This window comes from Cellulomonas sp. plas2, from assembly GCF_057221735.1.
Window position 1 is genome coordinate 3743875 of the sequence record NZ_CM170155.1, and the last position, 24141, is coordinate 3768015.

The 24141-nt window shown below is 77.3% G+C and carries 16 protein-coding genes; 10 read left to right on the plus strand and 6 right to left on the minus strand.

Features of this window, described 5'->3' with window-relative positions:
• Positions 1-140 precede the first annotated feature (140 nt).
• The gene (locus AC2TDM_RS16585) at positions 141-809 is read right to left on the minus strand and encodes a DUF305 domain-containing protein (protein ID WP_484635363.1); all 669 of its coding nucleotides are present in this window, start codon (positions 807-809) and stop codon (positions 141-143) included.
• Positions 810-1069: 260 nt separating this feature from the next.
• On the opposite strand from AC2TDM_RS16585, the gene AC2TDM_RS16590 reads away from it, so the two are divergent.
• The 3 genes from AC2TDM_RS16590 to purB are packed head-to-tail and all read left to right on the plus strand — an operon-like array spanning position 1070 to position 4410.
• On the plus strand, positions 1070-1759 hold the full coding sequence (locus tag AC2TDM_RS16590; protein ID WP_484635364.1) for a response regulator: 690 nt from the start codon (positions 1070-1072) through the stop codon (positions 1757-1759).
• Entirely contained in the window at positions 1756-2886 is a 1131-nt protein-coding gene (locus AC2TDM_RS16595) for a HAMP domain-containing sensor histidine kinase (RefSeq protein WP_484635365.1), read from the plus strand. Before AC2TDM_RS16590 ends, AC2TDM_RS16595 begins: the two co-directional genes overlap by 4 nt.
• Positions 2887-2937: 51 nt before the next feature.
• Positions 2938-4410: an adenylosuccinate lyase gene (gene purB, locus AC2TDM_RS16600; RefSeq protein ID WP_484635366.1), complete on the plus strand. Its 1473-nt coding sequence runs from the start codon at positions 2938-2940 to the stop codon at positions 4408-4410.
• Positions 4411-4456: 46 nt separating this feature from the next.
• Here purB and AC2TDM_RS16605 read toward each other — a convergent pair whose 3' ends face one another.
• Positions 4457-4681 carry a hypothetical protein gene (locus AC2TDM_RS16605; RefSeq protein ID WP_484635367.1) on the minus strand — a complete coding sequence of 75 codons (225 nt, stop codon included), beginning with the start codon at positions 4679-4681 and terminating at the stop codon, positions 4457-4459.
• A 113-nt stretch (positions 4682-4794) separates the two neighbouring features.
• Positions 4795-6117 (minus strand): glutamyl-tRNA reductase, encoded by a 1323-nt coding sequence (locus AC2TDM_RS16610; protein WP_484635368.1) that lies wholly within the window; start codon positions 6115-6117, stop codon positions 4795-4797.
• Positions 6118-6126: 9 nt separating this feature from the next.
• On the opposite strand from AC2TDM_RS16610, the gene hemE reads away from it, so the two are divergent.
• The 7 genes from hemE to hemL all read left to right on the plus strand — a co-directional run bounded on the left by hemE (position 6127) and on the right by hemL (position 15365).
• Positions 6127-7206: a uroporphyrinogen decarboxylase gene (gene hemE / locus AC2TDM_RS16615; RefSeq protein WP_484635369.1), complete on the plus strand. Its 1080-nt coding sequence runs from the start codon at positions 6127-6129 to the stop codon at positions 7204-7206.
• Positions 7203-8693, plus strand: a complete 1491-nt coding sequence (locus AC2TDM_RS16620; protein ID WP_484635370.1) for a protoporphyrinogen/coproporphyrinogen oxidase — start codon at positions 7203-7205, stop codon at positions 8691-8693. The genes hemE and AC2TDM_RS16620 overlap by 4 nt, the downstream gene beginning before the upstream one ends.
• A 172-nt stretch (positions 8694-8865) precedes the next feature.
• Positions 8866-9867: a hydroxymethylbilane synthase gene (hemC, locus tag AC2TDM_RS16625; RefSeq protein ID WP_484635371.1), complete on the plus strand. Its 1002-nt coding sequence runs from the start codon at positions 8866-8868 to the stop codon at positions 9865-9867.
• Complete coding sequence (locus tag AC2TDM_RS16630; protein ID WP_484635372.1) at positions 9864-10790, plus strand: uroporphyrinogen-III synthase; 927 nt, start codon at positions 9864-9866, stop codon at positions 10788-10790. The genes hemC and AC2TDM_RS16630 overlap by 4 nt, the downstream gene beginning before the upstream one ends.
• Before the next feature lie 80 nt (positions 10791-10870).
• A complete protein-coding gene (hemB, locus tag AC2TDM_RS16635) occupies positions 10871-11839 on the plus strand; it encodes a porphobilinogen synthase (protein ID WP_090032764.1) in 969 nt (322 codons plus the stop codon).
• A 135-nt stretch (positions 11840-11974) separates the two neighbouring features.
• Positions 11975-13900 carry a reprolysin-like metallopeptidase gene (locus tag AC2TDM_RS16640; RefSeq protein WP_484635373.1) on the plus strand — a complete coding sequence of 642 codons (1926 nt, stop codon included), beginning with the start codon at positions 11975-11977 and terminating at the stop codon, positions 13898-13900.
• A 55-nt stretch (positions 13901-13955) separates the two neighbouring features.
• On the plus strand, positions 13956-15365 hold the full coding sequence (hemL, locus tag AC2TDM_RS16645) for a glutamate-1-semialdehyde 2,1-aminomutase (RefSeq protein ID WP_090032661.1): 1410 nt from the start codon (positions 13956-13958) through the stop codon (positions 15363-15365).
• 97 nt (positions 15366-15462) lie between these two features.
• On the opposite strand, the gene AC2TDM_RS16650 is transcribed toward hemL, so the two are convergent.
• The 3 genes from AC2TDM_RS16650 to pulA all read right to left on the minus strand — a co-directional run bounded on the left by AC2TDM_RS16650 (position 15463) and on the right by pulA (position 23880).
• On the minus strand, positions 15463-16023 hold the full coding sequence (locus AC2TDM_RS16650; protein ID WP_175499450.1) for a DUF2382 domain-containing protein: 561 nt from the start codon (positions 16021-16023) through the stop codon (positions 15463-15465).
• 208 nt (positions 16024-16231) lie between these two features.
• Positions 16232-17698 (minus strand): HNH endonuclease signature motif containing protein, encoded by a 1467-nt coding sequence (locus AC2TDM_RS16655; RefSeq protein WP_484635374.1) that lies wholly within the window; start codon positions 17696-17698, stop codon positions 16232-16234.
• Positions 17699-17796: 98 nt separating this feature from the next.
• Entirely contained in the window at positions 17797-23880 is a 6084-nt protein-coding gene (gene pulA, locus AC2TDM_RS16660) for a pullulanase-type alpha-1,6-glucosidase (RefSeq protein ID WP_484635375.1), read from the minus strand.
• Between the last annotated feature and the right edge of the window lie 261 nt (positions 23881-24141).

The following is a 24141-nucleotide window of genomic DNA, read 5'->3' on the forward strand; positions in this document are numbered from 1 at the left end:
CCGGCGCCCGCAGGGTCGACGGCGGCCGCGACGTGGGCGCGCGCGGCCGACGACGGGCTGGGGACGGCCCGATGACAGGCCCCGTCCCGCGACTGCCGGGACGCGGGGGGCGACCGGCGCCCCGGCCGCCTGCACGCGTCCTAGAGCCCGGCGAGCAGCTCCCGCATCTGCGCGATCTCCGCCGTCTGGTCCTCGACGACGCGACCCGCCAGCTCGGTCGCCTCCGGCGCCCTGCCCTCCTCGAGCTCCTGCTCGGCCATCGTCACCGCGCCCTCGTGGTGGGCGATCATGAGCTCGAGGAAGCGCCGGTCGAACGCCGCGCCCTCGAGGGCCTCGAGCTCGGCCATCGCCTCCTCCTGCGTCAGGCCGTCCATGGTCATGCCCGCCATGTCGTGCCCGGACCCGCCGTGACCCTCCATGTCGTGGCCCTCCGTGTCGTGACCCTCCATGTCGTGGCCCGCCTCCGCGTCCGCGGACACGTCCTCGCCCCACGCCTCGAGCCACCCGGTCATCGTCGCGATCTCGGGCCCCTGCGCCGCGGAGATCCGCCCGGCCAGCGCCCTCACGTCCTCGCTGCCGGCGCGCTCCACGGCGAGGTCCGCCATGTCGATCGCGCCCTCGTGGTGCACGACCATCATCTGCGCGAACGCGACGTCGGCCGCGGCGTGGGTCGCGCCGGCGGACGCGGTCGCGCCGTCCGCCCCCGACGCCGCCCCCGCGCCGCCGTCCGACCCGCCGCATGCGGCGAGCCCGGCGGCGACGACGAGGGCGGTCGCACCCGCGAGGAGGCGGTGGGTCGAGCGGGTCACGGCGGACCTCCGGGGGTCGGCACGGCGCGGCGGCCGGGCGAGGGGGGACGGGGGCGTGCATGACAGCACCTCCAGCATCACCCGCCCCCGGCCGTGCCGCGGCCCGGCGACCATGAAGATCCGATGTCGATCGCCCCCGCGGCGCCCGGGACGACCCGCGTCCTCGCGATGATGACCGGGTGCAGTCCTCCTCCCGGCCGTTTCCGGCCCCCGCGTCCGGCGCGCCCGGAGCGTCCGGACCGCCCCGGCGGCGGGCGGTCGTGGTGGACGACGAGGTGCCGCTCGCCCGGCTCGTCGCCGGGTACCTCGAGCGCGAGGGGTTCGAGGTGCGGCTGTGCCACGACGGCGCCGCCGCCCTGCCGCTGCTGCGCGAGGTCGACCCGGACCTCGTCGTGCTCGACCTCGGCCTGCCGGGGCTCGACGGCCTCGACGTGTGCCGTCGGCTGCGCGAGTTCTCCGACTGCTACGTCCTCGTGCTGACGGCACGGGCCGAGGAGTCCGACACGCTCGTCGGGCTCGCCGCGGGTGCCGACGACTACGTCACCAAGCCCTTCAGCCCACGCGAGCTCGTCGCCCGCGCGCAGGTGCTCCTGCGTCGGCCCCGCCGGCCCGTACCCGCGCCGGACGCACCGCGCCCGCCGCGGCCGCCCCTCGTCGTCGGGGCCCTGGTGCTGGACCCCGAGGCCCGCGAGGTGCGGCTCGACGGCGTCGAGGTGCCGCTCACCCGCACCGAGTTCGACGTCCTGCACGCGCTCGCCGCGCGGCCGGGCACCGCGCTGACCCGCCGCGAGCTCGTCGACGCGGTGTGGGGGCCGGGCTGGGTGGGCGACGTGCACCTCGTCGACGTCCACGTGCTGCACCTGCGGCAGAAGCTCGGCGACACGGCCGAGCGGCAGCGCGTCGTCCGGACCGTGCGCGGCGTGGGCTACCGGATCGGGGAGGGACGGTGAGCGCGTCCACCCGGTGGGGCCTCGGCCCCCGTCTCATGCTGGCCCTCGCGCTCGTGCTGCTCGTCGGCGGGCTCACGGCCGCGGCCGTCGCCCTCGCCGTCGGGCCGGGCGTGTTCCACGAGCACATGGTCCGGGCCGGGGTCGACGACCACGACGCCGCCGTCCTGCACGCCGAGGAGGCGTTCCGCTCGGCCGGCGGCTGGTCGCTGGCCCTCGCCCTCGGGGCGGCGGCGGTGACCTCGCTGGCCGTGTGCGCGCTGCTCACGCGCCGGGTCGGCCGGTCGCTCGGCGCCCTCGCGCACGCCGCGTCCGGCATCGGCGCCGGCCGGTACGGCGCACGTGTCGCACCCCCCGGGCTGGGGGCGGAGTTCGACGACCTCGCCGCGGCCTTCAACCGCATGGCCGACGACCTGGCGGAGGCGGACCGGCTGCGCTCGCGGCTGCTGGCCGACGTCGCGCACGAGCTCCGCACGCCGGTCGCGACGCTCGTCGGCTACCTCGAGGCGGTCGAGGACGGGGTGCAGCCCCTCGACGCCGGCACGGTCGCCGTCCTGCGGGCCCAGGGCGACCGGCTCACGCGCCTGGCCGGGGACCTCGCCGCCGTCACCCGCGCCGAGAGCGGAGACCTCGTCCTCGACCGCCGACCGGTGGCCGCAGGTGCGCTGCTCGACGCCGCGGCGCGGGCCGCGGCGGACCGGGCCGCCGCCGCGGGAGTGGGCCTGACGGTGACGGGCTCGTCGGGCGCCGTGGTCCACGTCGACGCCGACCGGGTCGCGCAGGTGCTGGACAACCTGCTCAGCAATGCGCTGCGGCACACGCCGCGCGGCGGGCGCGTGGTCCTCGACGCGCGGCGGGAGGGCGACCGCGTGCTGCTGCGCGTCGCCGACACCGGCGAGGGGATCGCGGCGGAGCACCTGCCGCACGTCTTCGAGCGCTTCTACCGCGCCGACACCGCCCGCGACCGGGACCACGGCGGCTCGGGCATCGGCCTGGCGATCAGCAGGGCCCTCGCCGAGGCGCACGGCGGCACGCTCACCGCGACGTCGCCGGGGCCCGGGCGCGGTACCGAGGTCGTGCTGGCGCTCGCCGCGGCGGACGGCCCGGCCCCGCGTGCGACGGCCGGCTGAGGCACGGGCACCCCGTCCGGCGGTGGGGGACGCGGTGGGATCATGACGCCCATGACGGCCCCCGACACCGCCCTGCCCCCGGTCCCCGCGCGCGTCGTGCTGGCCGACGTCGAGCCGGCCATCGCGCTGGGCCCGCTCGACGGCCGCTACCGCCCGACGGTCGCCCCGCTGGTGGACCACCTGTCGGAGGCGGCGCTCAACCGGGAGCGGTTGCACGTCGAGGTCGAGTGGGTGCTGCACCTCACCGAGCACGGCGTGGTGCCCGGCGCCCCGACGCTCGACGCCGTCGAGGCCGACTACCTGCGCGAGGTCGTCACGTCCTTCGGCGCCGACGAGATCGCCGAGCTGGCGGAGATCGAGCGCACGACGGTGCACGACGTGAAGGCCGTCGAGTACTTCCTCAAGCGCCGCCTGGCCGCCGCCCCCGAGGTGCTGGGCCGGCCGACCGTGCTGCCCGCCGCCTCGGAGCTCGTGCACTTCGCCTGCACCAGCGAGGACGTCAACAACCTGGCGTACGCCCGCATGGTCCGCGGCGCGGTGCGGGACGTGTGGGCACCGGCCGCCACGGCCCTCGTCGACGAGGTCGCGGCCCTGGCGCACCGGTACGCGGAGGTGCCGCTGCTGGCGCTCACGCACGGGCAGCCCGCCACGCCGACGACGCTGGGCAAGGAGCTGGCCGTCCTCGCGCACCGGCTCCGGCGCCAGCTGCGGCGCGTGGCGGGCGACGAGTACCTCGGCAAGATCAACGGCGCCACGGGCACGTACGGCGCGCACGTGGTGGCGGTCCCCGGGGCGGACTGGGAGGTCGTCGCCCGGACGTTCGTCGAGCGCCTCGGCCTGACGTGGAACCCGCTGACCACGCAGATCGAGTCGCACGACTGGCAGGCCGAGCTCTACGCCGACGTCGCCCGCTTCCACCGCGTCCTGCACAACCTGGCGACGGACGTGTGGTCCTACATCTCGCGCGGGGTGTTCCGGCAGGTGCCGGTGGCGGGCGCGACGGGCTCGTCGACGATGCCGCACAAGGTCAACCCCATCCGGTTCGAGAACGCCGAGGCCAACCTCGAGATCTCGTGCGCGCTGCTCGACACGCTGTCCGCGACCCTCGTCACCAGTCGCCTGCAGCGCGACCTGACGGACTCCACCACCCAGCGCAACATCGGCCCGGCCTTCGGGCACGGGCTGCTGGCCATCGACAACGTCCGCCGCGGGCTCCGCGCGCTCGACGTCGACACGGACCTGCTGGCGCGCGAGCTCGACGAGAACTGGGAGGTCCTCGGCGAGCCCGTGCAGTCCGTCATGCGCGCCGCGGCCGTCGCCGGGGTGCCCGGCATGGACAACCCCTACGAGCGGCTCAAGGACCTCACGCGCGGCCGCCGGCTCACGGCGCAGGACATGCGGGAGTTCGTCGCGGGTCTCGGGCTGCCCGACGAGGCCGCCGCGCGGCTGGCCGCGCTGACCCCGGCGGCCTACACGGGTCTGGCCGCGTCGCTCGTCGGGCACCTGGAGGACGCGCCGCGCTGACGGGCCCTCGCCACCTCCGGCGCGCTGCGCGCCGGAGGACGAGGGGTCAGCGGCGCCCGCGCCGCCGCTGCCGACCGAGCAGGTCGGCCGCGCCCTGGACGCCACGCGTGAGACGGGTGCGGCCGGACCGGCGCTCGAGGCCGCGGCCGGCGGCGCCCAGCGCCTTCGCGCCCAGGGGCACCAGCACGGCGGCGATCACCCAGCGCCGCAGCGCTCGGGACAGGAACATCCACATGCGGGTCTCCTTGGGGTGGCGGTGTGCGCGGCGCACGTGCGCCGCCTCTGCCCCGATGCTCGCCCAGGTCGGTCCGCCCCGCGCGCCGAGGGGCGCACCGAGGGGTGCGCCGGTGGCGGCACCGAGGACGGCACCGAAGGGCCGTGGCGTCAGGCCGGGGCGCCCGCGTCGAGCGCCAGCACCGGCACGTCGATCGCGGCGAGCTGCGCCAGGGCCGCGGCGAAGCCGGCCCCGTCGCCGTCGCGGGCCGCCGCCCGCGCCCGCACGGTCGGACCGTGCAGCGCCCGCCGCACGCGCCGGCGCAGCGCCCGCTCGGCGCGCTCGTCGCGGGCGTCCTCCGGCAGGGCGGCCAGCGCCGCCTCGAGCCCGCCGAGCACGCGCGTGCGCTCGGCGACGACCGCCGGGTCCCACGCGCGGATGCGCCGCTCCGCCTCGAACCCCGCCGCCATCTCGGCGGCGACGGCGCGCGCCTCCGCGACGGCCGCGTGCTCGGCCGGCGCGTGCTCGGCGACCGTGTGCAGCGTGACGAGGTGCACGCCGGGCAGGTCCCCCACGCGGGGGTCGATGTCGTGCAGGAGGGCCAGGTCCAGCACGGTCAGCGGGCGCGGCGCGGCACCGTCCCGACCTGCCTCGTGCCGGGCCGCCTCGAGGTGCTCCGCGGTGAGCACGGGCCCGGCCGCGCCGCTGCAGGCGACGACGAGGTCGGCGTCGCGCACCTCGTCGGCCAGGTCGCGCCCCGGCGGGACGGCGTCGACGCCGCGGGCGGACGCGAAGTCCCCCGCGCGGCCGGACGGGGAGAACACGCGGACGTCGCCGCAGCCCCGGGCGCGCAGGGCCGCGAGGCTCGCACCGGCGTAGGACCCCGTGCCGACGAGCACGCAGCGCACCGCCGACCAGTCCGGCAGGTCCCGCTCGGCCAGGTCGAGGGCGACCCCGACGACCGACCGCCCGGTGGCACCGATACCCGTGCGCGCCTCGACCGCCCGCGACGAGCGCGAGGCCGCCTGGAACAGCGTCTCGAGGTCCGGGGTCGTCGTGCCGTCCCGGCGCGCGGAGGCGAGGGCGCGCCGCACCTGGCCGGCGATCTCCCGCTCCCCGACGACCATGGACTCCAGGCCGCTGGCGACGCCGAAGAGGTGGGCGCTGACCTCGCGGTCGACGAGCAGGCGCAGGTGCGCGGCCACGTCGGCGGGCGCCAGGCCGGAGCGCGCGCCCACCGCCCGGGCCACCGCGGTGCGGGCGTCGCCCACCGCGTCGGCGTCGGGGACGTCGACGTAGAGCTCAAGACGGTTGCACGTGGCGAGGGTCACGGCCCCACGGACCGGACCCCTGGCCGCCACGAGCTCGGCTCCGACGGCCGCAGCATCCGTGGAGAGCCTGTCGAGCACCGACAGGTCGAGGTCGTGGTGGCTCGCGACGAGACTGACGAGCACCACGTGCTCGATTGAAACACGCCGGTAATTGTCCGGCACAATCGTGTGGTGAGCCTCCCACAGCAGCACCCCCTCGTCGACGGCCGGACGACGAATTCGCCCCTCGTCCAGGCGTATTCCGGACGGGGCGGCGCGACCCGTCCGGTGTGGTTCATGCGGCAGGCGGGGCGGTCGCTGCCGGAGTACCGGGCGGCCCGCGCGGGCACGGCGATGCTCGACTCGTGCCTCGACCCGGCGCTGGCGTCGGAGCTGACGCTGCAGCCCGTCCGGCGGCACGGCGTGGACGCCGGCATCTTCTTCTCGGACATCGTCGTGCCGCTGCGGCTCGTCGGCGTCGACGTGGAGATCAAGCCCGGCGTCGGGCCGGTCATCGCGGACCCGGTGCGCACGGCCGACGACGTCGCGCGGCTGCGCGACCTGGGACCCCTGACCGCGGAGCGCCTCGCGCTGGTGGCCGAGGGCGTCGCGCTCACGGTCGCGGCGCTGGGCACCACGCCGCTCATCGGCTTCGCGGGGGCGCCGTTCACGCTGGCCGCGTACCTCGTCGAGGGCGGGCCGTCGCGGGACCACCTGGCCGCCCGCACGCTCATGCACGCCGACCCGGCGGTCTGGGACGACCTGCTGACCTGGGCGGCCGACGTCACGGGCACCTTCCTGCGGGCCCAGGTCGAGGCGGGCACGAGCGCCGCGCAGCTCTTCGACTCCTGGGCCGGGTCGCTGTCGCTGGCGGACTACGAGGCACGGGTGGCGCCGGCGTCGGCGCGGGCGCTGGGGCACGTGCGCGACCTGGGCGTCCGCACCGTGCACTTCGGCACGGGGACGAGCGAGCTGCTCGTGGCCATGCGCGACGTGGGCGCGGACGTCGTCGGGGTGGACCACCGGCTCCCGCTCGACGAGGCCGTGCGCCGCCTCGGCGGCACCACCCCCGTGCAGGGCAACATCGACCCCGCGCTGCTGTTCGCGCCCTGGCCGGTGCTGGAGGCGCACGTCCGGGACGTGCTCGCGCGCGGTGCCGGCGCCCCCGGGCACGTGGTGAACCTCGGCCACGGCGTCCCACCGGAGACGGACCCCGACGTGCTCACCCGCGTCGTGCGGCTCGTGCACGACGTGGAGGTCGGGGAGGCGTGACCGCGGCGCCGGACGGCGACGCCCGGGACCCCCACGCCTGGGACGTCGTCGTCGTCGGCGGCGGGGTGGCCGGGCTCGTGGCCGCGCGCGACCTCGCGCGGGGCGGGCGGCAGGTCCTGCTGCTCGAGGGCCGCGACGAGGTCGGCGGGGTGGTGGCGGCGCACCGCGTGGACGGGCTCGCGCTCGACGCCGGCGCGGAGTCCTTCGCGACGCGCGGCGGGGCCGTGGCCGCCCTCGCCGCCGAGCTCGGGCTCGCGGAGGCGCTGGTCAGGCCCGCGGAGGGCGGCTCCTGGGTGCACTCCCCGCGAGGAGACGGGCCGCTGCCGCGGACCGGGGTGCTCGGCATCCCCGGCGACCCGTGGGCCGCGGACGTGCGCGCGACGCTCGGCCGCCGCGCCGCCGCCCGGGCCGCGCTCGACCTCGTGCTCCCCGCCCGCGTGGGCGCGCGAGAGACCACCCTCGGCGGGCTCGTGCGCGCACGGATGGGGGACGCCGTGCTGACCGGGCTCGTCCGGCCCGTGGTCGGCGGGGTGCACGCGGCCGACCCCGACGCGCTGGCCCTCGACGCGGTGACGCCGGGGCTGGCGCAGGCCCGGGCCCGGGCGCGCTCGGGGTCGCTCGCCCGCGCGGTCGCGGCGCAGCGGGCGGCGGCTCCCGCGGGCAGCGCGGTGCTCGGCGTCGCCGGCGGGCTGCACCGGCTCGTCGGGGCGCTGCTCGACGACCTCGTCGCCGCCGGCGGGACCGTCCGGACGGGTGCGCAGGTCACCGGCCTCACTGCGGCACGGACGTCCTGGGGGGGCCACGCGGCCGACGGGCCCGACCCGGTGCACGTGCTGCACGTGGCCGGCGACGCGGCGCCGACCCGCGCGCGGGCCCTGGTCCTGACCACGCCCGGCGCGGCCTCGCTGCTCCCCGGTGTCCCCGCGGGCACCGCCACCGACCCGGGGGCGCGCATCGCGCTCGTGACCCTCGTCGTCGACGCCCCCGCCCTCGACGCCGCCCCGCGCGGCACGGGCGTGCTCGTCGCCCCCGAGGCGCGGGACGTGACGGCGAAGGCGCTGACCCACGCCACGGCGAAGTGGGCGTGGCTCGCGGCGGAGGCCGGACCGGGGCGGCACGTCCTGCGGCTGTCCTACGGGCGCGGCGGGGAGGACCCCGGGGCCGACGACGAGGCGCTCGTCGCCACGGCCCTGGCCGACGCGGGCACGCTGCTGGGGACGCCGCTCGCGGCGGCCGCGCTGCGGGCGTCGGCCGTCGTGCGGTGGTCGCAGGCGCTGCCCCGCCCGAGCGCCGCGCACCGGGCGGCCGTGGAGGCCGTCGCCACGGCGGCCGCCGCCCTGCCCGGGGTCCTGCTGACGGGTGCGTGGGTGGCCGGCAACGGCCTGGCCTCGGTCGTCCCGCACGCCCGGGTCACGGCTCGGACGTGCGTCCGGGGAGGCCTGCCCGCGAGCGCGGCCGACGCCCGGGACCCCCGGAGAAATGCGTAACTGACGCGTTGTCAGGATCGTCCTGACGGGCCGTCAGGAAAGGCTCACAAGAATGCGCCGCAGAGCCCGGGACCGCGGTCCCACGAGCATTCTGAGGGTCGCCCCCGACCGGTGTCCACGGCACATGCCCGGCGGATTTCGCGCCCCCGACCGACGGGGTGACACTGGACGCATGCCCGCTGTCCGCATCGGCACCCGCGCGAGCGCGCTCGCCCGCACCCAGACCGGCCACGTGGCCGACGCGCTCGTGGCGCTCGGCTGCCCCGCGGTCGAGACCGTGCACGTCCGCACCGAGGGCGACGTGTCGACCGCGCCGCTCTCGAGCCTGGGCGGGACGGGCGTCTTCGTCACGGCGCTGCGCGACGCGCTGCTCGACGGGCGGTGCGACGTCGCCGTCCACTCGTTCAAGGACCTGCCGACGGCCGCCGCCCCCGGGCTGCGCATCGCGGCGGTGCCCGTGCGCGAGGACACCCGGGACGTCCTGTGCGCGAGCGGCGGCCGGACGCTGGCCGACCTGCCCGCGGGCGCCCGGGTCGGCACCGGCTCCCCGCGGCGCGCGGCGCAGCTCCGGGCCGCGCGTCCCGACCTGGAGGTCGTCGACCTGCGCGGCAACGTCGACACCCGCCTGGGCCGCGTCACCTCCGGCGACCTGGACGCCGTGGTGCTCGCGCGGGCCGGCCTGGCGCGGCTGGGCCGGCTGGAGGCCGTCACGCAGACCTTCGGGCCCGACCTCATGGTGCCCGCGGCCGCGCAGGGGGCGCTGGCGGTCGAGGTGCGGGCCGACGAGGCCGACCGCGCGCTCCTCGCGGCCCTCGCCGCGCTCGACCACCGCACGTCCCGCCTCGAGGTCCTGGCCGAGCGTGCGGTGCTCGCCCAGCTCGAGGCCGGCTGCGCCGCGCCCGTGGGCGCCACCGCCTGGATCGACGAGGGGCGGTCGCCGGAGGGCGGGACCGGCCCCGTGCTGCACCTGCGGGCGGCCGTCGTCGCCGTCGACGGCCGGCGCGCGGTGCACCGCGAGGCCAGCGCCCCCCTGCCCGCCCCGGCCGCCGACCCCGGTGCCGCGACGGACCACCCCGACGACGCCGCCGTCGCGGCCACCCTGGGCGCCGGGCTGGCCGAGGCGCTGCTGGACGCGGGCGCCGCGGACGTCGCGGACCTCCGGGCGGCCAGGTGAGCGAGGCCGGAGGCCCGTCAGCAGGCCCCTCGGCAGGTCCGTCGGCAGGTCCGTCGGCAGGTCCGTCGGCAGGCCCGTCGGCAGGTCCGTCGGCAGGCCCGTCGGCAGGCCCGGCCGGCACCGGGCCGCTCGTCCTCGTCCCCGGCACCCCCGCCGGCGGCCCGGCGGCACGGACGTCGCTGGAGGCCGCCGGCGCGCGCGCCCTCGTCGTGCCGCTGCTGGTCACGGCCCCGCCCGCCGACCCCCGCCCGCTCGACGAGGCGCTGGCCGCCCTCGCGGCGGGCCGCCACGCGCACCTCGCCGTGACGAGCACGGCCGCCGTCGCGTCCCTCCTGGAGGCGGCGGCCCGGTCGGGGCAGGCGCTGCCCGACGTGGTCGCCGCCGGCGGTGCGCGGGTCGCGGCCGTCGGGCCGGGCACCGCGCGGGCGCTGCGCGACGCGGGCGTGCGCGTGGACCTCGTGCCGCCCGCCGCCGTCGCCGCGGGGGCCGCCGGGCTGCTCGCCGTGTGGCCGCCGGCCCCCGCGGGCGGGGCCCGGGTCCTGTTCCCGCGCGGCGACCGCGCGCTGCCCACGCTGCCGACCGGGCTGCGGGCCCGCGGCTGGGACGTCGCGGAGGTCGTCGCCTACCGCACGGTCGACGGGCCCGACCCGGCGCCCGAGGTCGTCGCCGCCTGGCGGGACGGCGCGGTCGACGGCGTGCTGCTGACGTCGCCCTCCGCGGTCGACGCCGTGCTCGCGCGTCTCGGGCCGCCGCCCCCGACCACCCGGACCGCCTGCATCGGCGCCACCACCCGCGACGCCGCCGAGCGCCACGGGCTGCGCGTGGACGCCGTCGCCGACCGGCCGACCGCCGCCGCGCTCGTCGCCGCGCTCCTGGCCGTCCTGACCACCCCGCCGCCCCGTCCCCACCGGAGGACCCCGTGACCACCACCAGCACCAGCCTGACCAGCACCACCCCCGAGGGCGTCACCCGCGACGTCCCCCGCGTCGCCGTCCCGGGCCGCGTGCGCCCGCGCCGCCTGCGCGCCACGCCGACCGTCCGGCGGCTCGTGCAGCAGCACCGCGTGCACGCGTCCGACCTCGTGCTGCCGGTCTTCGTCCGGGAGGGGCTCGACGAGCCGCGCCCGCTGCAGGCCATGCCCGGCGTCGTCCAGCACACGCGGGACTCCCTGCGGCGCGCAGCCGTCGAGGCGGCGGAGGCCGGGCTCGGCGGGGTCATGGTCTTCGGCATCCCCGAGCACCGCGACGCGGTCGGGACGATGGCGAGCGACCCGGCCGGGGTCCTCAACGTCGCGCTGGCCGACCTCGCGGCGGAGGTCGGCGACGCGCTGTCGGTGCAGGCCGACCTGTGCCTCGACGAGTTCACCGACCACGGGCACTGCGGCGTCCTGACCGCCGACGGGCGCGTCGACAACGACGCCACGCTCGTGCGGTACGTGGACATGGCGCTCGCGCAGGCGGAGGCCGGGGCGGCGCTGCTGGGCCTGTCCGGGATGATGGACGGCCAGGTCGGGGCCGTGCGCGACGCCCTCGACGCGGCCGGGTACGGCGACGTGGCGGTCCTCGCGTACGCCGCGAAGTACGCCTCGGCGTTCTACGGGCCGTTCCGCGAGGCCGTGGAGTCGGAGCTGCAGGGCGACCGCCGCGCGTACCAGATGGACCCCGCCAACCGGCGCGAGGCCCTGCGCGAGGTCGAGCTCGACATCGCCGAGGGCGCCGACGTCGTCATGGTCAAGCCCGCGATGAGCTACCTCGACGTGCTCGCGGACGTCGCGGCGGTCTCGACCGTGCCCGTCGCCGCCTACCAGGTGTCCGGGGAGTACGCGATGATCGAGGCGGCCGCCGCCCAGGGGTGGATCGACCGGCGGCGGGCGGTCGAGGAGTCCGTCCTGGGCATCCGGCGCGCCGGTGCGGACGTCGTGCTGACGTACTGGGCCACCGAGCTCGCCGGCTGGCTGGCCGAGGGCCGCTGACCGGGGCGCCGTCCCCCGCACGGCGTCCGGTCGGGTGACGGGCCGGCGTCCGGCCGGGTGACGGGCCCGGCGCCGCCCGGGTGACCCGACGAGGTGCCGCTCACCGCCTCCGCGAGGTCGGTCGACCGGCCCGGTATGGGACGTGTGCACCGCCGGGGGACCGGCTCGCCCTCGCCGACCGGGCGGGTGCCGCTGCGGCGGGTCGTCGCGGGCCTGGCCGTCCTCGTGCTGACGGGCGGCGTCGCGGCCTGCGGGGTCGACGCGCGCACCGCGACGGGTCGGGGTGCTGCCGGCACGTCCGGCACGGCCGCCCCCCGCGCCGGGACCGACGTCCCCGCCCCGCCGCTCACGGCCGGCGCGTCGTCGACGACACCGCGGCGCGCCACGTCCGCCGGCACCGCGACGCCGCCGGCCGCCGGCCCGTCGGCGCTCGCCGCCGCGACCCCCGCCACGTCCGCCCTCGACCTCTCCACGGCCACGCCGTCCGCGAGCCCCTTCGGCACCGCCGTCGCGAGCCGGGCCGTCGGCGCGCCCGAGGAGGGCGGGCCGCCGGGGGTGGCGCGCGCCCAGGACGTCCGCCTCGACGTCGCGGCCCTGCCCGCACCCGGACCCGCGGCGGATCACGTGGCGGACCCCGTCGCGGACCCCGTGGCGGGCGGGGCCCCGGGCCTCGCGACCGAGGGCGCCGACGAGGCCGGACCGACCACCGTCACGCTCGGGCTGCTCGACGGGGTGACCCTCGACGTCGCGCTCGCCGCGGACCCCTCGACCACCGTCTGGGAGGGCGGGCTCGTCGACGACCCGGACGCCGCGACGGTGATCGTCGAGCGGGAGGGGTACCTCGCGGGCACGGTCACCGGCCCCGACGGGACGGTCTACGCGCTGCGCGCCGACCCCGACGGCACCGGCCGCGTGGAGGAGGTCGACCCCGACGCGCGCCCCGAGCACGACGACGGCGTCCGGGCCCCCGCCGAGGCGCTGACCGACGCCCCCGCGGGCGACGCGGCGGAGGACGCCGCTGCCCTCGCCGTCGCGACGGCCTCGACCGCGACGTCGGTCACCGCCGACGGCGCCGTCCCCGTCGCCGACGTCCTCGTCGGGTACACCACGGCCGCGCGCGTGGCCGCGGGCGGGCAGGGCCGCATCGAGGGCCAGATCGCCCTCGCGGTCGCGCAGACCAACATGGCGTTCGTCAACTCCGGCGTCACCGCCCGGCTGCGGCTGGCGCGCGCCGTCGAGGTGCCGACCGACGGCGCCGTCACGGTCGCCACGCTCGATGCCCTCCGGCAGGCCGACGGCTGGAACGACACGCTGCTGGCGCTGCGGGACACCTCCCGCGCGGACCTCGTCTCGCTCGTCGTGGAGGGGACGTCCAACGGGTCCTGCGGCATCGGGTACGTCGCCGGCGGCGCGGGGTACGCCGGCCTGGCGTTCTCGGTCGTCGCCCGGTCGTGCGCCACGTCCCAGTACAGCTTCACGCACGAGCTCGGCCACAACTTCGGCGCGGCGCACGACCGCGGCGACTGGTCCGGCACGCCGCTGGCCGACTACGGCTACGACTGGGTGGACCGCGCGGGCGGCTGGCGCACGGTCATGGCCTACCAGAACGCGTGCGCCGGGTGCGGGCGCATCCTGCGGTTCTCCAACCCCGACCAGCTCTACGGGGGAGCGCCCCTCGGTGCCCCCGCGAGGGCCGCGAACGCCGCCGACAACCGCCTCCTGCTCTCGCTCACCGCGCCCACGGTGGCCGCCTACCGCAGCGCGGTACCCCTCGCGGTCACCTCGCCGGCGACCGGGGCCCTCGGCACCGGCCGCACGACGACGGTGGGCTGGACCGCGGGGGCGACGAGCCTCGGCGGCACCGTGCGGGTCGACCTCGTCGCCGCGGACGGGTCGGTCAGGACCCTGGCCACCGGCGTGCCCGCGAGCGCCGGGAGCTGGACGTGGACGCCCGCCGCGACGCTGCCCGGCGGCGCCGGGTACCGGGTGCGGGTCACGGGCACCGGGGACGTGCCGGTCACCGCGGAGTCGCAGCCGTTCGTGCTGGTCGTCTGCCCCTGAGAGGGGGTCGGCACCGGCCGCGGCCGGTGCCGGGCCCGCGGCTAGGGTGGCGGGCATGAGGCATGCCAGCACCGACAGCACCGGGACCGCGGACGCGCTGGACGTGACGGGTGCCGGTCGCGTGGGCCGGGCCGGCACGACGACGAACGCCGACGCCTTCAGCCGCGCGCAGGGCGTCATCCCCGGCGGGGTAAACTCCCCCGTGCGCGCCTTCGGGTCCGTCGGCGGGACGCCCCGCTTCCTCGCCTCCGCGTCGGGGCCGACCGTCACGGACGTCGACGGGCGCACGTACGTCGACCTCGTGTGCTCCTGGGGCCCGGCGCTGCTGGGGCACGCGCACCCCGCCGTGGTCGCCGCCGTGCAGGAGGCCGCGTCCCGGGCGCTGAGCTTCGGCGCGCCGACGCTCACGGAGGTGGAGCTGGCCGACGAGGTCCGCCGCCGGGTGCCGGGCGCGGAGCGCGTGCGGCTCGTCTCGACGGGGACCGAGGCGACGATGACCGCGCTGCGCCTCGCCCGCGGTGCCACCGGCCGCGACCTCGTCGTGAAGTTCGCCGGGTGCTACCACGGTCACGTCGACGCGCTGCTGGCCGCCGCGGGTTCCGGCGTGGCGACCCTGGCCCTGCCCGGGTCCGCCGGTGTCACCGCGGCCGTCGCCGCCGAGACGCTCGTCCTGCCCTACAACGACCTCGCCGCCGTCGAGGCCGCCTTCGCGGCGCACCCCGGCCGGATCGCGGCCGTCATGACGGAGGCCGCGCCGGCGAACATGGGCGTCGTCCCGCCGGCGCCGGGGTTCAACGCCGGGCTGCGCCGCCTCACGGCCGAGCACGGCGCCCTCCTGGTCCAGGACGAGGTGCTGACCGGCTTCCGCGTGTCGGCCGCCGGGTGGTGGGGGCTCGAGGGCGCGCACGAGGGGTGGGCGCCCGACCTGTTCACGTTCGGCAAGGTGGTCGGCGGCGGGCTGCCGGTGGCCGCGCTGGCGGGCCGTGCCGAGGTCATGGACCTGCTGGCGCCGCTCGGCCCCGTGTACCAGGCGGGGACGCTCTCGGGGAACCCGGTCGCGACGGCCGCGGGCCTGGCGACGCTGCGGCTCGCCGACGAGGCCGTCTACGCCCGGGTCGACCACGTCGCCGACGTGCTCGGTCGCGAGGTCTCGGCGGCCCTGTCCGCCGCGGGGGTGCCGCACCGCGTGCAGCGCGCCGGCAACCTCTTCAGCACGGTCTTCGGCGAGGGGGCGGCCGAGGCAGAGGTGCGTGACTACGCCGGCATGCTGGCCAGCGAGTCCTGGCGCTACGCCCCCTTCTTCCACGCGCTCCTCGACGCCGGGGTGTACCCGCCGCCCTCGGCGTTCGAGGCCTGGTTCGTCTCGGCGGCCCACGACGACGACGCGGTCGGCCGCATCGTCGACGCCCTCCCGGCCGCCGCCCGCGCCGCCGCCGAGGCGACGCCGCCCACCCTCGCCGCGTAGGAGGAGCAGCCGACGCCCCGCACGCCCTCCGCCGGGCGCGGACGCCCCGGAGCGCGCGCTCCTCGGTACGGGCGGGACGGCCGGCGACCCCGTGACGTCACACGCTGCCGCGCAGCGCCCTCCCCGTCGCGACGTCGAGCACGTCGGGCGACCGCTCGTCCTCGTCGCGTGCGTGCGCGGCAGCGCCGTCGGCGTCCACCTCGACCACCTCGCGCGCGAGCGTCGTCGGCACCTCCACGGTCGAGCGCACCGCGTCCACGTGCACGCGGACCCGCTCCCGCGGCACGACACGGGTGACGACCTCGACCTCCTCCTCGGACAGGACGAGATCGAGCACCGGCTGGTCGGGCACGCGCAGCCGCCAGTCGTCGGCGGTCGGGCCGGTGCCCCCGGTGCCGGTGCCGGGAGCGTCCCCGTCGACGAGCGGCCGCTCCTCCACCACCAGCTCCTCGCGCCGGACCTGGACGGTGACCGTCCGCTCCTCCACGACGACGCGCTTGCCGACGACGACGCGCGCGACCGGGACGCGCTCGACCCCGGCCACCGCCCGCTCCTCGGACCGGAGGACCTCCGCGCGGTCGGCGGCGGCGACGGCGCCCGGGACGGGGACCCCGGGGGCACGGTCGGGGGACGCGGCCGTCAGGTGGTGCTGGTCCACGGTGGAGCTCCTTCGGTAGGACGACATGGCCCCCTCGTCGGAGGCACCCGTCCACCCTCGCGCGGCCGGGACCGCCCGGCATCCCGAAGGAGCCGGGCTGTGCTGGGCCGCGCCCGCACACAGCGGCCGGCAGATGGTCCGGCCGACACCCGCATCCAGCAGCTCCGTGCACTGAGCACACCCGCACTGCGCATCACCCGCCCTGTTCTCAGAAGGGTGGGTCATCCGGTTCGAGGTCGACCGCTCTCGCTTCCGGCGCTCGTGGTGGAGGCGGTGGGGGCGCCGGTGGGAACGCCGGGTGGGTGGTGCGGGTCCGCCCCGTCGGGCTGGTCCAGGTGAGCGTGCCGTCCTCTGCCTGCGTCATCCGCCACCGCGTCCGGTGCTTCAGCCGGTGGTGGTGCCGGCAGAGGTGGGCGTTGTTGCCGCGGTCCGAGCAGCCCCCCGCGGCCCACTCGACGGCGTGGTCCACGTCGCACGCCGTCGTCGACCGCGAGCAGCCCGGGAAGCGGCACGTGCCGTCGCGGACCTGCAGGAACCGGCGACGGGCGCCGGTGACCGCGTACGTCGCACGGTCCACGTCCGTCACGGCGTCCGTGACGGGGTCGGTGAGCAGCCGGGTGAACGACGAGGCGGACGCCAGCAGCTCCCGAGCCGTGCGCGCGTCGACGGGCCCGTACCCCGCCAGCTCACCCGGCTCGTCACCACCGAGCGCGGACCCGAGGGGCACGGTCACGAGGACCGTCGGCCGCCAGGCACGCCCGCGGCACCGCGGGTCCGTGCACCGCGGCGATCCAGAGCCGTCGTCGACCGCGTCCCGCACGTCGTCCGACACGCGTGGTCCGTTGGTGTCGCGCGACGGGTCGGGCGTCGACGTCCCGGTCAGCTCGGGCAGCAGCAGGTCGACGAGCAGGTCCGCGCGGAGCTGCGGCACGAGGGCGTCCTGCGGGGACGCCGTCTCGTCCGCGCGCAGCATCCGGGCGCCGAAGGACAGCCCCTCGTAGATGGCCTGCGCGTGCGGCGCCGGCAGGAGCGCGTGCAGCCACGCCATGCCGTCGCGGTCCGGCTCCACCCACACGCGCCGACCCGCGCGTGCGCGCTCGTACCGCTCCGACATGGTGGTCGGGTCGTGCCGCTGCGCCCAGGACCGCGCGCGCCGGGCCAGCTGCGTCGGCGTCCAGGAACCGCAGCCCGGCAGCAGGGCGGCGTCCGCCTCGGCCTGCACGTCGGCGGGGAGGTGCCCGGTCTCCCGCAGCAGCACCTGCACGTGGCGATAGGCCACCCGGCCCGACGCCAGCGCCTCCAGCACCGCCGTCCGGGGCCCGGTCAGCGCGACGGCGTCGTCGAGCAGGCCACCCGTCGTGACCTCCGGGAGCTGCAGGACCGTCGCCAGCTCGGCCGTCACCGCGCGCTCCGCGAGGTCCCGGTCCTCCCGGCTGAGCTCGAGACCCTCCGCCGCGGCAGCCACCGTGTCGGCCAGGGCGGCCGTCCGCGCCGCCGTGGCGAGGGCGACCGCCCGGGCAGCCGTCGCCGCGCGCACCATGGCCTCGCACCGCTCGACGAACGACACCAGGTCGGCGTACCGCGCCCGCAGCGACTCCTCCGTCTCCGGCAGCGCGTCGTGCGGCGGGAGGGCCTCGAGCCCTTCCGGCGCAGCAGTCGCCGTCGTCGTCGTCATGGGGAGAGCCGACCACCGACCACTGACACGCGACGAGCACGTCACCACCCCTGTCCGGGGGTGGTGACGTGCTCGTCACCCGGGGTGGAGCAGGACCGCTACGCCTCGCAGGCCGGCACGGCGACGTCCCGCGACAGGTCGCGGTGCCACGCGCGCTGCAGGACGGGGCCGAGCAGGCCCTCACCCGTCGCGCGGTCGATCACCGCCGGCGGGTCGCCCTGCAGGCCGACCGTCCAGTCCTCCTGCACCGCCCAGCCGCGCCCGCACACACCGGCCGGCAGCTGCTCCGCGGTCACGCGCACCCGCTGGTGCCCCTCGACCGCGGCCACGAGCGTCTGCCGCCCGCTGTTGCTCCACATCGGCGGCAGGCCGGCGTCGAGCTTGCGGTAGACGTAGACGAGCGTGTGCTCGGCCGGCGCGGCGTCCTCGACGAGGACCGCGACCGTCCGGGCCGGCACGGTGACCGTGCCGGTGGCGGCGTCCCACGTCGTGCCGCGCACGACCGCGTCCGACCCCTGCTGCTGCACGTCGGACAGGCGGTACTGCCGTCCCGCCAGTGCCGCGACCGGCACGGACACCGGCTCCGGCGAGGCGTTGAGCACGGTGAGCACCCCGTCGAGCTCCGGGTCGACGTCGGTCCCGACGGTGTCGTCCACGTGCATCGCCACGACACCCGGCAGCGCGTCCGGGCCGGAGCCCGGGAACGTCAGCTTCTCCCGGATCAGCCCGGCGTCGCCGAGGCGGAACAGAGGCGTCGACGTCCGCAGCCGCAGCAGGTCCTGCGCCGCGGCGGTGGCGGTGGCCACGTCGGCGGCCGTCGGCTGCAGGGACGCGTCCGCCAGGAGCGGGCGCATGTACGGCCACTTCGCCTCGTTCGGCCCGGCCGGCGGCAGGCCCCGGCCGAAGCCGTTGTCCTCCCCCGTCCAGTCGAGCACGTTGAACCAGTCGCCCGAGTCGTAGCTGTCCCGGTCGAGCGACTTGGACCGCAGCAGGTCCGTGCCGGCGTGCCAGAACGAGGGCGTCTGCGCCAGGGCGGTCGTCGCCAGCGAGACCGTGTTCATGCGCACGCGGTCCGCCATGGGCGTGCCGGCGGGCAGCTTGTACGTCAGCGCGTCCCACAGCGTCTCGTTGTCGTGCGCGTCGACGTAGGTGACCACCTCCTCGGGGGAGTCGGCGTACCCGGCGGGCTGCCCGTTGTAGTCGAGCTCGTCGCCCCGCTGGACGACGCCCTCGCTCGTGAGGAACGCGTAGTCGCGCAGGTTGCCCGCCATGCCGAGCCGGACGAGGTCCGTCTCGTGCGCCAGGCGCGCCGCCTGCTCCTCGGGGGTGCCGTTGACCGCCACCCCGTTGTCGTCGGTCGCCAGCCCGCTGCCGAAGCCCTGCCGGCGCGGGTCCTCGTCGAAGGGGCCGCCGCCGCGCACCGCGTCGCGGAGCCGGTCGGAGAAGGTGCCGATGCCCGTGCCGCCGAGGTTGCCCTGCCGGGCCTGCTCGAACAGCGCGTCGTCCGCCACCTCGCCGAAGTTCCAGCCCTCGCCGTACAGGTACACCGCCGACCCGTCGACGCCGTCCTCCGCCACGGTCAGCGCGTCGAGCGCCGCCCGCACCGCGAGCATCGACGCGCGGCTGTGGTGACCCATGAGGTCGAAGCGGAAGCCGTCGACCTTGTAGTCCCGCGCCCACGTGACGACGGAGTCGACCATCATCTTCTCCGCCATGGCGTGCTCCGTGGCGATGTTCTGGCAGCACGTCGACGTCTCGACCGCACCCGTGGCGCTGAGCCGGTGGTAGTACCCCGGCACCACGCGGTCGAGCACGGACCGGGCGTCCTGCCCGCTCGCGCTCGTGTGGTTGAACACCTGGTCGAGCACGACCTGCAGGCCGTCGGCGTGCAGCGCGCCGACCATCGTCCGGAACTCCGCCACGCGCGCCCCGCCGAAGGGGTCACGGGCGTAGGAGCCCTCGGGCGCCGACCAGTGCAGCGGGTCGTAGCCCCAGTTGTAGCCGTCCCCCGGGCGCACCGGCTCGATGCACTCCTGCTGCCTCTCGGAGTCCGGGGCGTAGGAGCCGAGGTCGCACGCCGGCACGTCCTGCGCCGCGCGGTCCTCCTCGATCGTGGCGATGTCGAACGTCGGCAGCAGGTGCACGGTCGTCAGACCGGCGTCCGCGAGCGCCCGCAGGTGCTCGCGACCCGCGGTGCCCTCGGCCGCGAAGGCGCCGTACGTCCCGCGCAGCTCCGCCGGCACCGTCGTGTCGGAGATGGAGAAGTCCCGCACGTGCAGCTCGTAGATCGTCTGGTCGACGGGCGCGACCACGGGCTGCGCCGCCTTCTCCCACGCCTTCGGCCGGAAGGCCTTGTCCGCGAGGTCGACGAGCACCGAGTGGGTCGAGTTCACGGTGAGCGCCACCGAGGCGGGGTCGGTCACCTCGTTGACCTCGACCTGGCCGGTCGAGGGCACGAAGACCGTCACGGCGTACCGGTACGCGGCCCCCTTCCAGGAGGACTGCCCGCGGACCGACCACGTGCCGTCCGCGGCGCGCGTCATGCCGACGCGCTGCGGGTCGGCCGTGAGGTCCGGCTGCGCGCCCTTGCGAGCAGCAGGCCACAGCAGCACGTCGACGTCCGTGGCCGTCGGCGCCCACAGGCGCAGCGTGGGCCGGTTGCCCTGCCACGACGCCCCGAGCACGGCGTCGGCCGCCGCGTCGGCGTAGAGGTCGTCGACCACGCCGGGGATCTGCACGCCGGTCGCGGCGACGAGCGCGTCGTCCGCGCCCGACCCCACGACGAGCAGCTGGCCCTGCAGGAGGGACGCGACCGTCGCCTCGTCGGGCCCGGTGCCGTCCGCCGTGCGCACCCGCAGGACCGTCGCGTCGACGAGGTGCGGGAACGCCTCCGCCAGGTCCGCCGGGAGGCCGGCCGGATCGGGCTCGAGCGCGAGCTCGGTCGCCCCCTCCGGCACGGTCACGGCGCCGTCCTCGACGACGAGCCCGCCGGACGCCGCACCCCACAGGGCGTAGGTGCCCGCCGGGAAGTCGCCCGGGACCACCAGCACGTCCTGCGCCAGCCACTGCGCGGCCGCCTGGCCGAGCCCGGCGACGCCCTCCGTCGCCCCGCCGACCGTGAGCAGGTGGGTGACGGGGTCGTAGGTCAGCGTGACGGCGTCGCCGTCCGCGACCTCGACGGGGATGTTGCCGCCGCCCGGGGCGCCGCCGGCTCCGTAGTTGACGTCCCAGGACATGCCGTGCGTCACCTTCACCTCGTAGCTGCCACCCGGCAGGGCGTCCGTCGTGTAGGTGAAGAGCCCGTCGTCGTCCGCGTCGGTCAGCATCGTGGCCAGGCAGTCCGGCGACCAGTCCGCCGGGCAGCCGAGCTCGCTCTGCAGGCTCCCCGCGAGCGTGTACACGGGGTGCATCGCGGTGGTGAAGAGGTCCTTCGTCGCCGGGTCGAAGTACATCGACACGCTGCCACCGCGGTGCGTGTACGGCACGTTGGGGCCGTTGAGCGCGCCGCCGGCGCCGAAGTTGACGTCCCAGGCGCCGTCGACGGCGGCCTTGAACTCGTAGTCGCCCGCCGGCAGGTCGAACGTGCCCTCCCAGACGCCGTCCTCCCGTGCGGTCAGCTGCGCCTGCGCGCAGGCGGGCTGCCAGTCGGCCGCGCAGCCCATCTCGCTGTTGTGGCTGCCGGGCACGGACACCGCGTCGTACAGCGGCACCTCGCCGGACCCGCCGTCGTCGACGACGCCGTCCACCGCGACGCCGACCGAGGCGAACGTCGAGGCGGCCGTGCGCGTGCCGGCGGCGTCCACGGACACCGCCCGGTACTCGACGAGGGTGCCCTCGGCCAGGTCGCGCACGTCGGTGTAGACGCGCGGCTCGTCGTCCTCCGCCGTGCCGAGCGGCGTCCACGCGTCGTCCCCGACGACGCGCCACGCGAAGGACGTCTCCGCCCACCGGTGGTCGGCCACGTCCGCCTGCACCGGCGCGAGGTCGGTGACCGCAGCGCCCGCCGAGGGCACGGTGACGGTGAGCGTCGGGTCGGCCGTCGCGGCGACCTCGCGGTCCGCCACGAGGAGCACGACCCCGCGGGCGGGCACGGTCAGCGTCACGGCGCCGGCGTCGTCGGCGGTCACGGACGCGTCCGTGCCGAGCAGCGGCTCGTAGGTCGCACCCGGGGTCAGCGTGGTCACGGTGACCTCCGCCGCCGCGTCACCGGAGTTCGCGGCGACGAGGTGCTCCACCTTCTCGTCCCGGTCCACCCGGGCGAAGGCGTACGTCGACCCCTCGGCCAGCAGCTCGACCTGGGCGCCCTGGCCGAGCGCCGGGTGCGCCTCCCGCAGCGCCGCGAGCGCCGCGATGTGCTCGTACAGCGGCGCGTCGGTGTCGTACCGGTCCACCGACCCCGCGACCTCACCGGTCAGCAGCGCCTGGTCGGCGTACTCGCCCACCTGCGTGGCGAAGAGAGACTGCCGCGCGGACTTGTCGTTGATCGACCCGTCGGCCCCGAGGCCGACGAAGCCCTGCTCGTCGCCGTAGTAGACGACGGGCTGCCCGCGGGTGAGGTACATGAGCGAGTGCGCGAGCTCCGACCGCTCGAGCGGCGCCTGTGCGGTCCGGACGAAGGCGCCGATGCGCCCCATGTCGTGGTTGCCGAGGAACGTCGGCAGGGCGGTCGCCGACGAGTCCGGCGTCGTGTACCGGTCGTCCCCGGCGAAGAGCCGCTGGAGCTGCGTGGCGGGCCCGCCGGCGGCGAACGCGCTCGTCGCCGCCTGGAAGGTGAAGTCGAGGACGGAGCTCATCTCCGTCTCGCGCACGTACGGCGCGAGCAGGGCCGGGTCGGCGTCGTACACCTCGCCGAACATGAAGAAGTCGTCGTTGCCGATCGAGCGGGCGTGGTCCATGACGCCGGCCGACCACTCCTCCCAGAACTCGCGGTTGACGTGCTTGACCGTGTCGATGCGGAAGCCGTCGATGCCGAGGTCGACCCACGTGGAGTAGACGTCGACGAAGCCGTCCACGACGCGCGGGTCCTCCGTCATGAGGTCGTCGAGCCCGTCGAAGTCGCCGTACGTCACCGACTCGCCCTCCCACGTCGTGTTGCCACGGTTGTGGTAGACGGTCGGGTCGTTCAGCCAGTCCGGGACGAGCGTCGGCGCGTCGGGCCCGCGCACCGGCGTCCGCGGGAAGGACGTCGCGGGGTCGAGCGCCGGGAAGGCGTCCGAGCCGGCCAGCGCGGCGACGTCCACGGGCGCGCCGGCGGCATCGGTCCAGGGGCGGTCGGCGATGTCGACGTAGGAGTAGTCGTCGCCCTCGTACGAGATCACGTCGGCCGTGTGGTTCGTGATGATGTCGAAGTAGACCTTGATGCCCCGCGCGTGGGCCCCGTCGATGAGCTCCGCCAGCTCCTCGTTGGTCCCGAGGTGCGGGTCGATGCGGGTGAAGTCCGTGACCCAGTAGCCGTGGTAGCCCGCGGAGGCGTCGGCCCCGGTGCCCTGGACGGGCCGGTTCGCGAAGGACGGGGTCAGCCAGATGGCGGTCGTGCCCAGGCCCTCGACGTAGTCGAGCCGGTCGATGAGGCCGCGCAGGTCCCCGCCCTGGTAGAAGCCGCGGTCCGTGGGGTCGAAGCCCGTCGTCCCGCGGTCGCCCGTCAGGCCGCCCGTGTCGTTCGCGGCGTCCCCGTTGGCGAAGCGGTCGGTCATGACGAAGTAGAAGCGCTCGTCGCTGCCCGGCTGCCGGACGGGCGGGGCGACGAGGGACGCGTCGTCGGCGCCGTACGCGCCGGCGAGGTCCAGCGGGGTCACCGCGATGCGGTGCGTCGTGTCGTCGTACGTGAACCGCACGGGGGTGCTGCCCGCGACCGTCAGCGGGACGTTCGCGTCGCCGCCGTCGCGGCCGTACGCCTCGTCCCACGCGCCGTCCAGCGCGACCTTGTACTCCCACGAGCCCGCCGGCACGACGAGGTCGGCGGCGTAGACACCGGCGGCGTCGGTGGGCGCCAGCACCGTGGCGGTGCAGTCCGGCTGCCAGTCGCCCGGGCATCCGAGCTCGGACTGCAGGGACCCGACGAGCGTCACGGTCCGCGCCGCGGCCGGCTCGACCGCGGCCGCGAGCGCGGCGCGCGCAGCACCCGCGCTGGTCAGGGCCCCGGGCCCGGCGCCCGCGGCGGGGAGCGACGCGCCGGCGAGCACGCCGGTGAGCGCGAGGGCCGCCGAGGTCGCGGCCGCCAGCGGGCGGCGCGTGCGCGCTCGTCGGCCGGTCGGCGGGGTGGGGCGGGGGTGCTGACGTGCGGGCAGGGGACGGCTCCACGATGAGCGCAACGTGACTCCCTCGTCACTCGGGCCGCGGCCGGTCGGCCGACGTGCTGGCGCAGCATACCGCGCACCTCCTCTGCGGTGCAACGGTCCTGCACAGCGTGAACACGGTTTGCAGTGGCGAGGGCTGCATCCCAT

Excerpts from the sequence above, each read along its gene's own strand:
- purB (WP_484635366.1), top strand. The coding sequence starts at position 2,938 with ATGACGGCCCCCGACACCGCCCTGCCCCCGGTCCCCGCGCGCGTCGTG.
- hemC (WP_484635371.1), top strand. The coding sequence starts at position 8,866 with ATGCCCGCTGTCCGCATCGGCACCCGCGCGAGCGCGCTCGCCCGCACC.
- AC2TDM_RS16640 (WP_484635373.1), top strand. The coding sequence starts at position 11,975 with ATGGGACGTGTGCACCGCCGGGGGACCGGCTCGCCCTCGCCGACCGGG.
- hemL (WP_090032661.1), top strand. The coding sequence starts at position 13,956 with ATGAGGCATGCCAGCACCGACAGCACCGGGACCGCGGACGCGCTGGAC.
- AC2TDM_RS16655 (WP_484635374.1), bottom strand. The coding sequence starts at position 17,698 with ATGACGACGACGACGGCGACTGCTGCGCCGGAAGGGCTCGAGGCCCTC.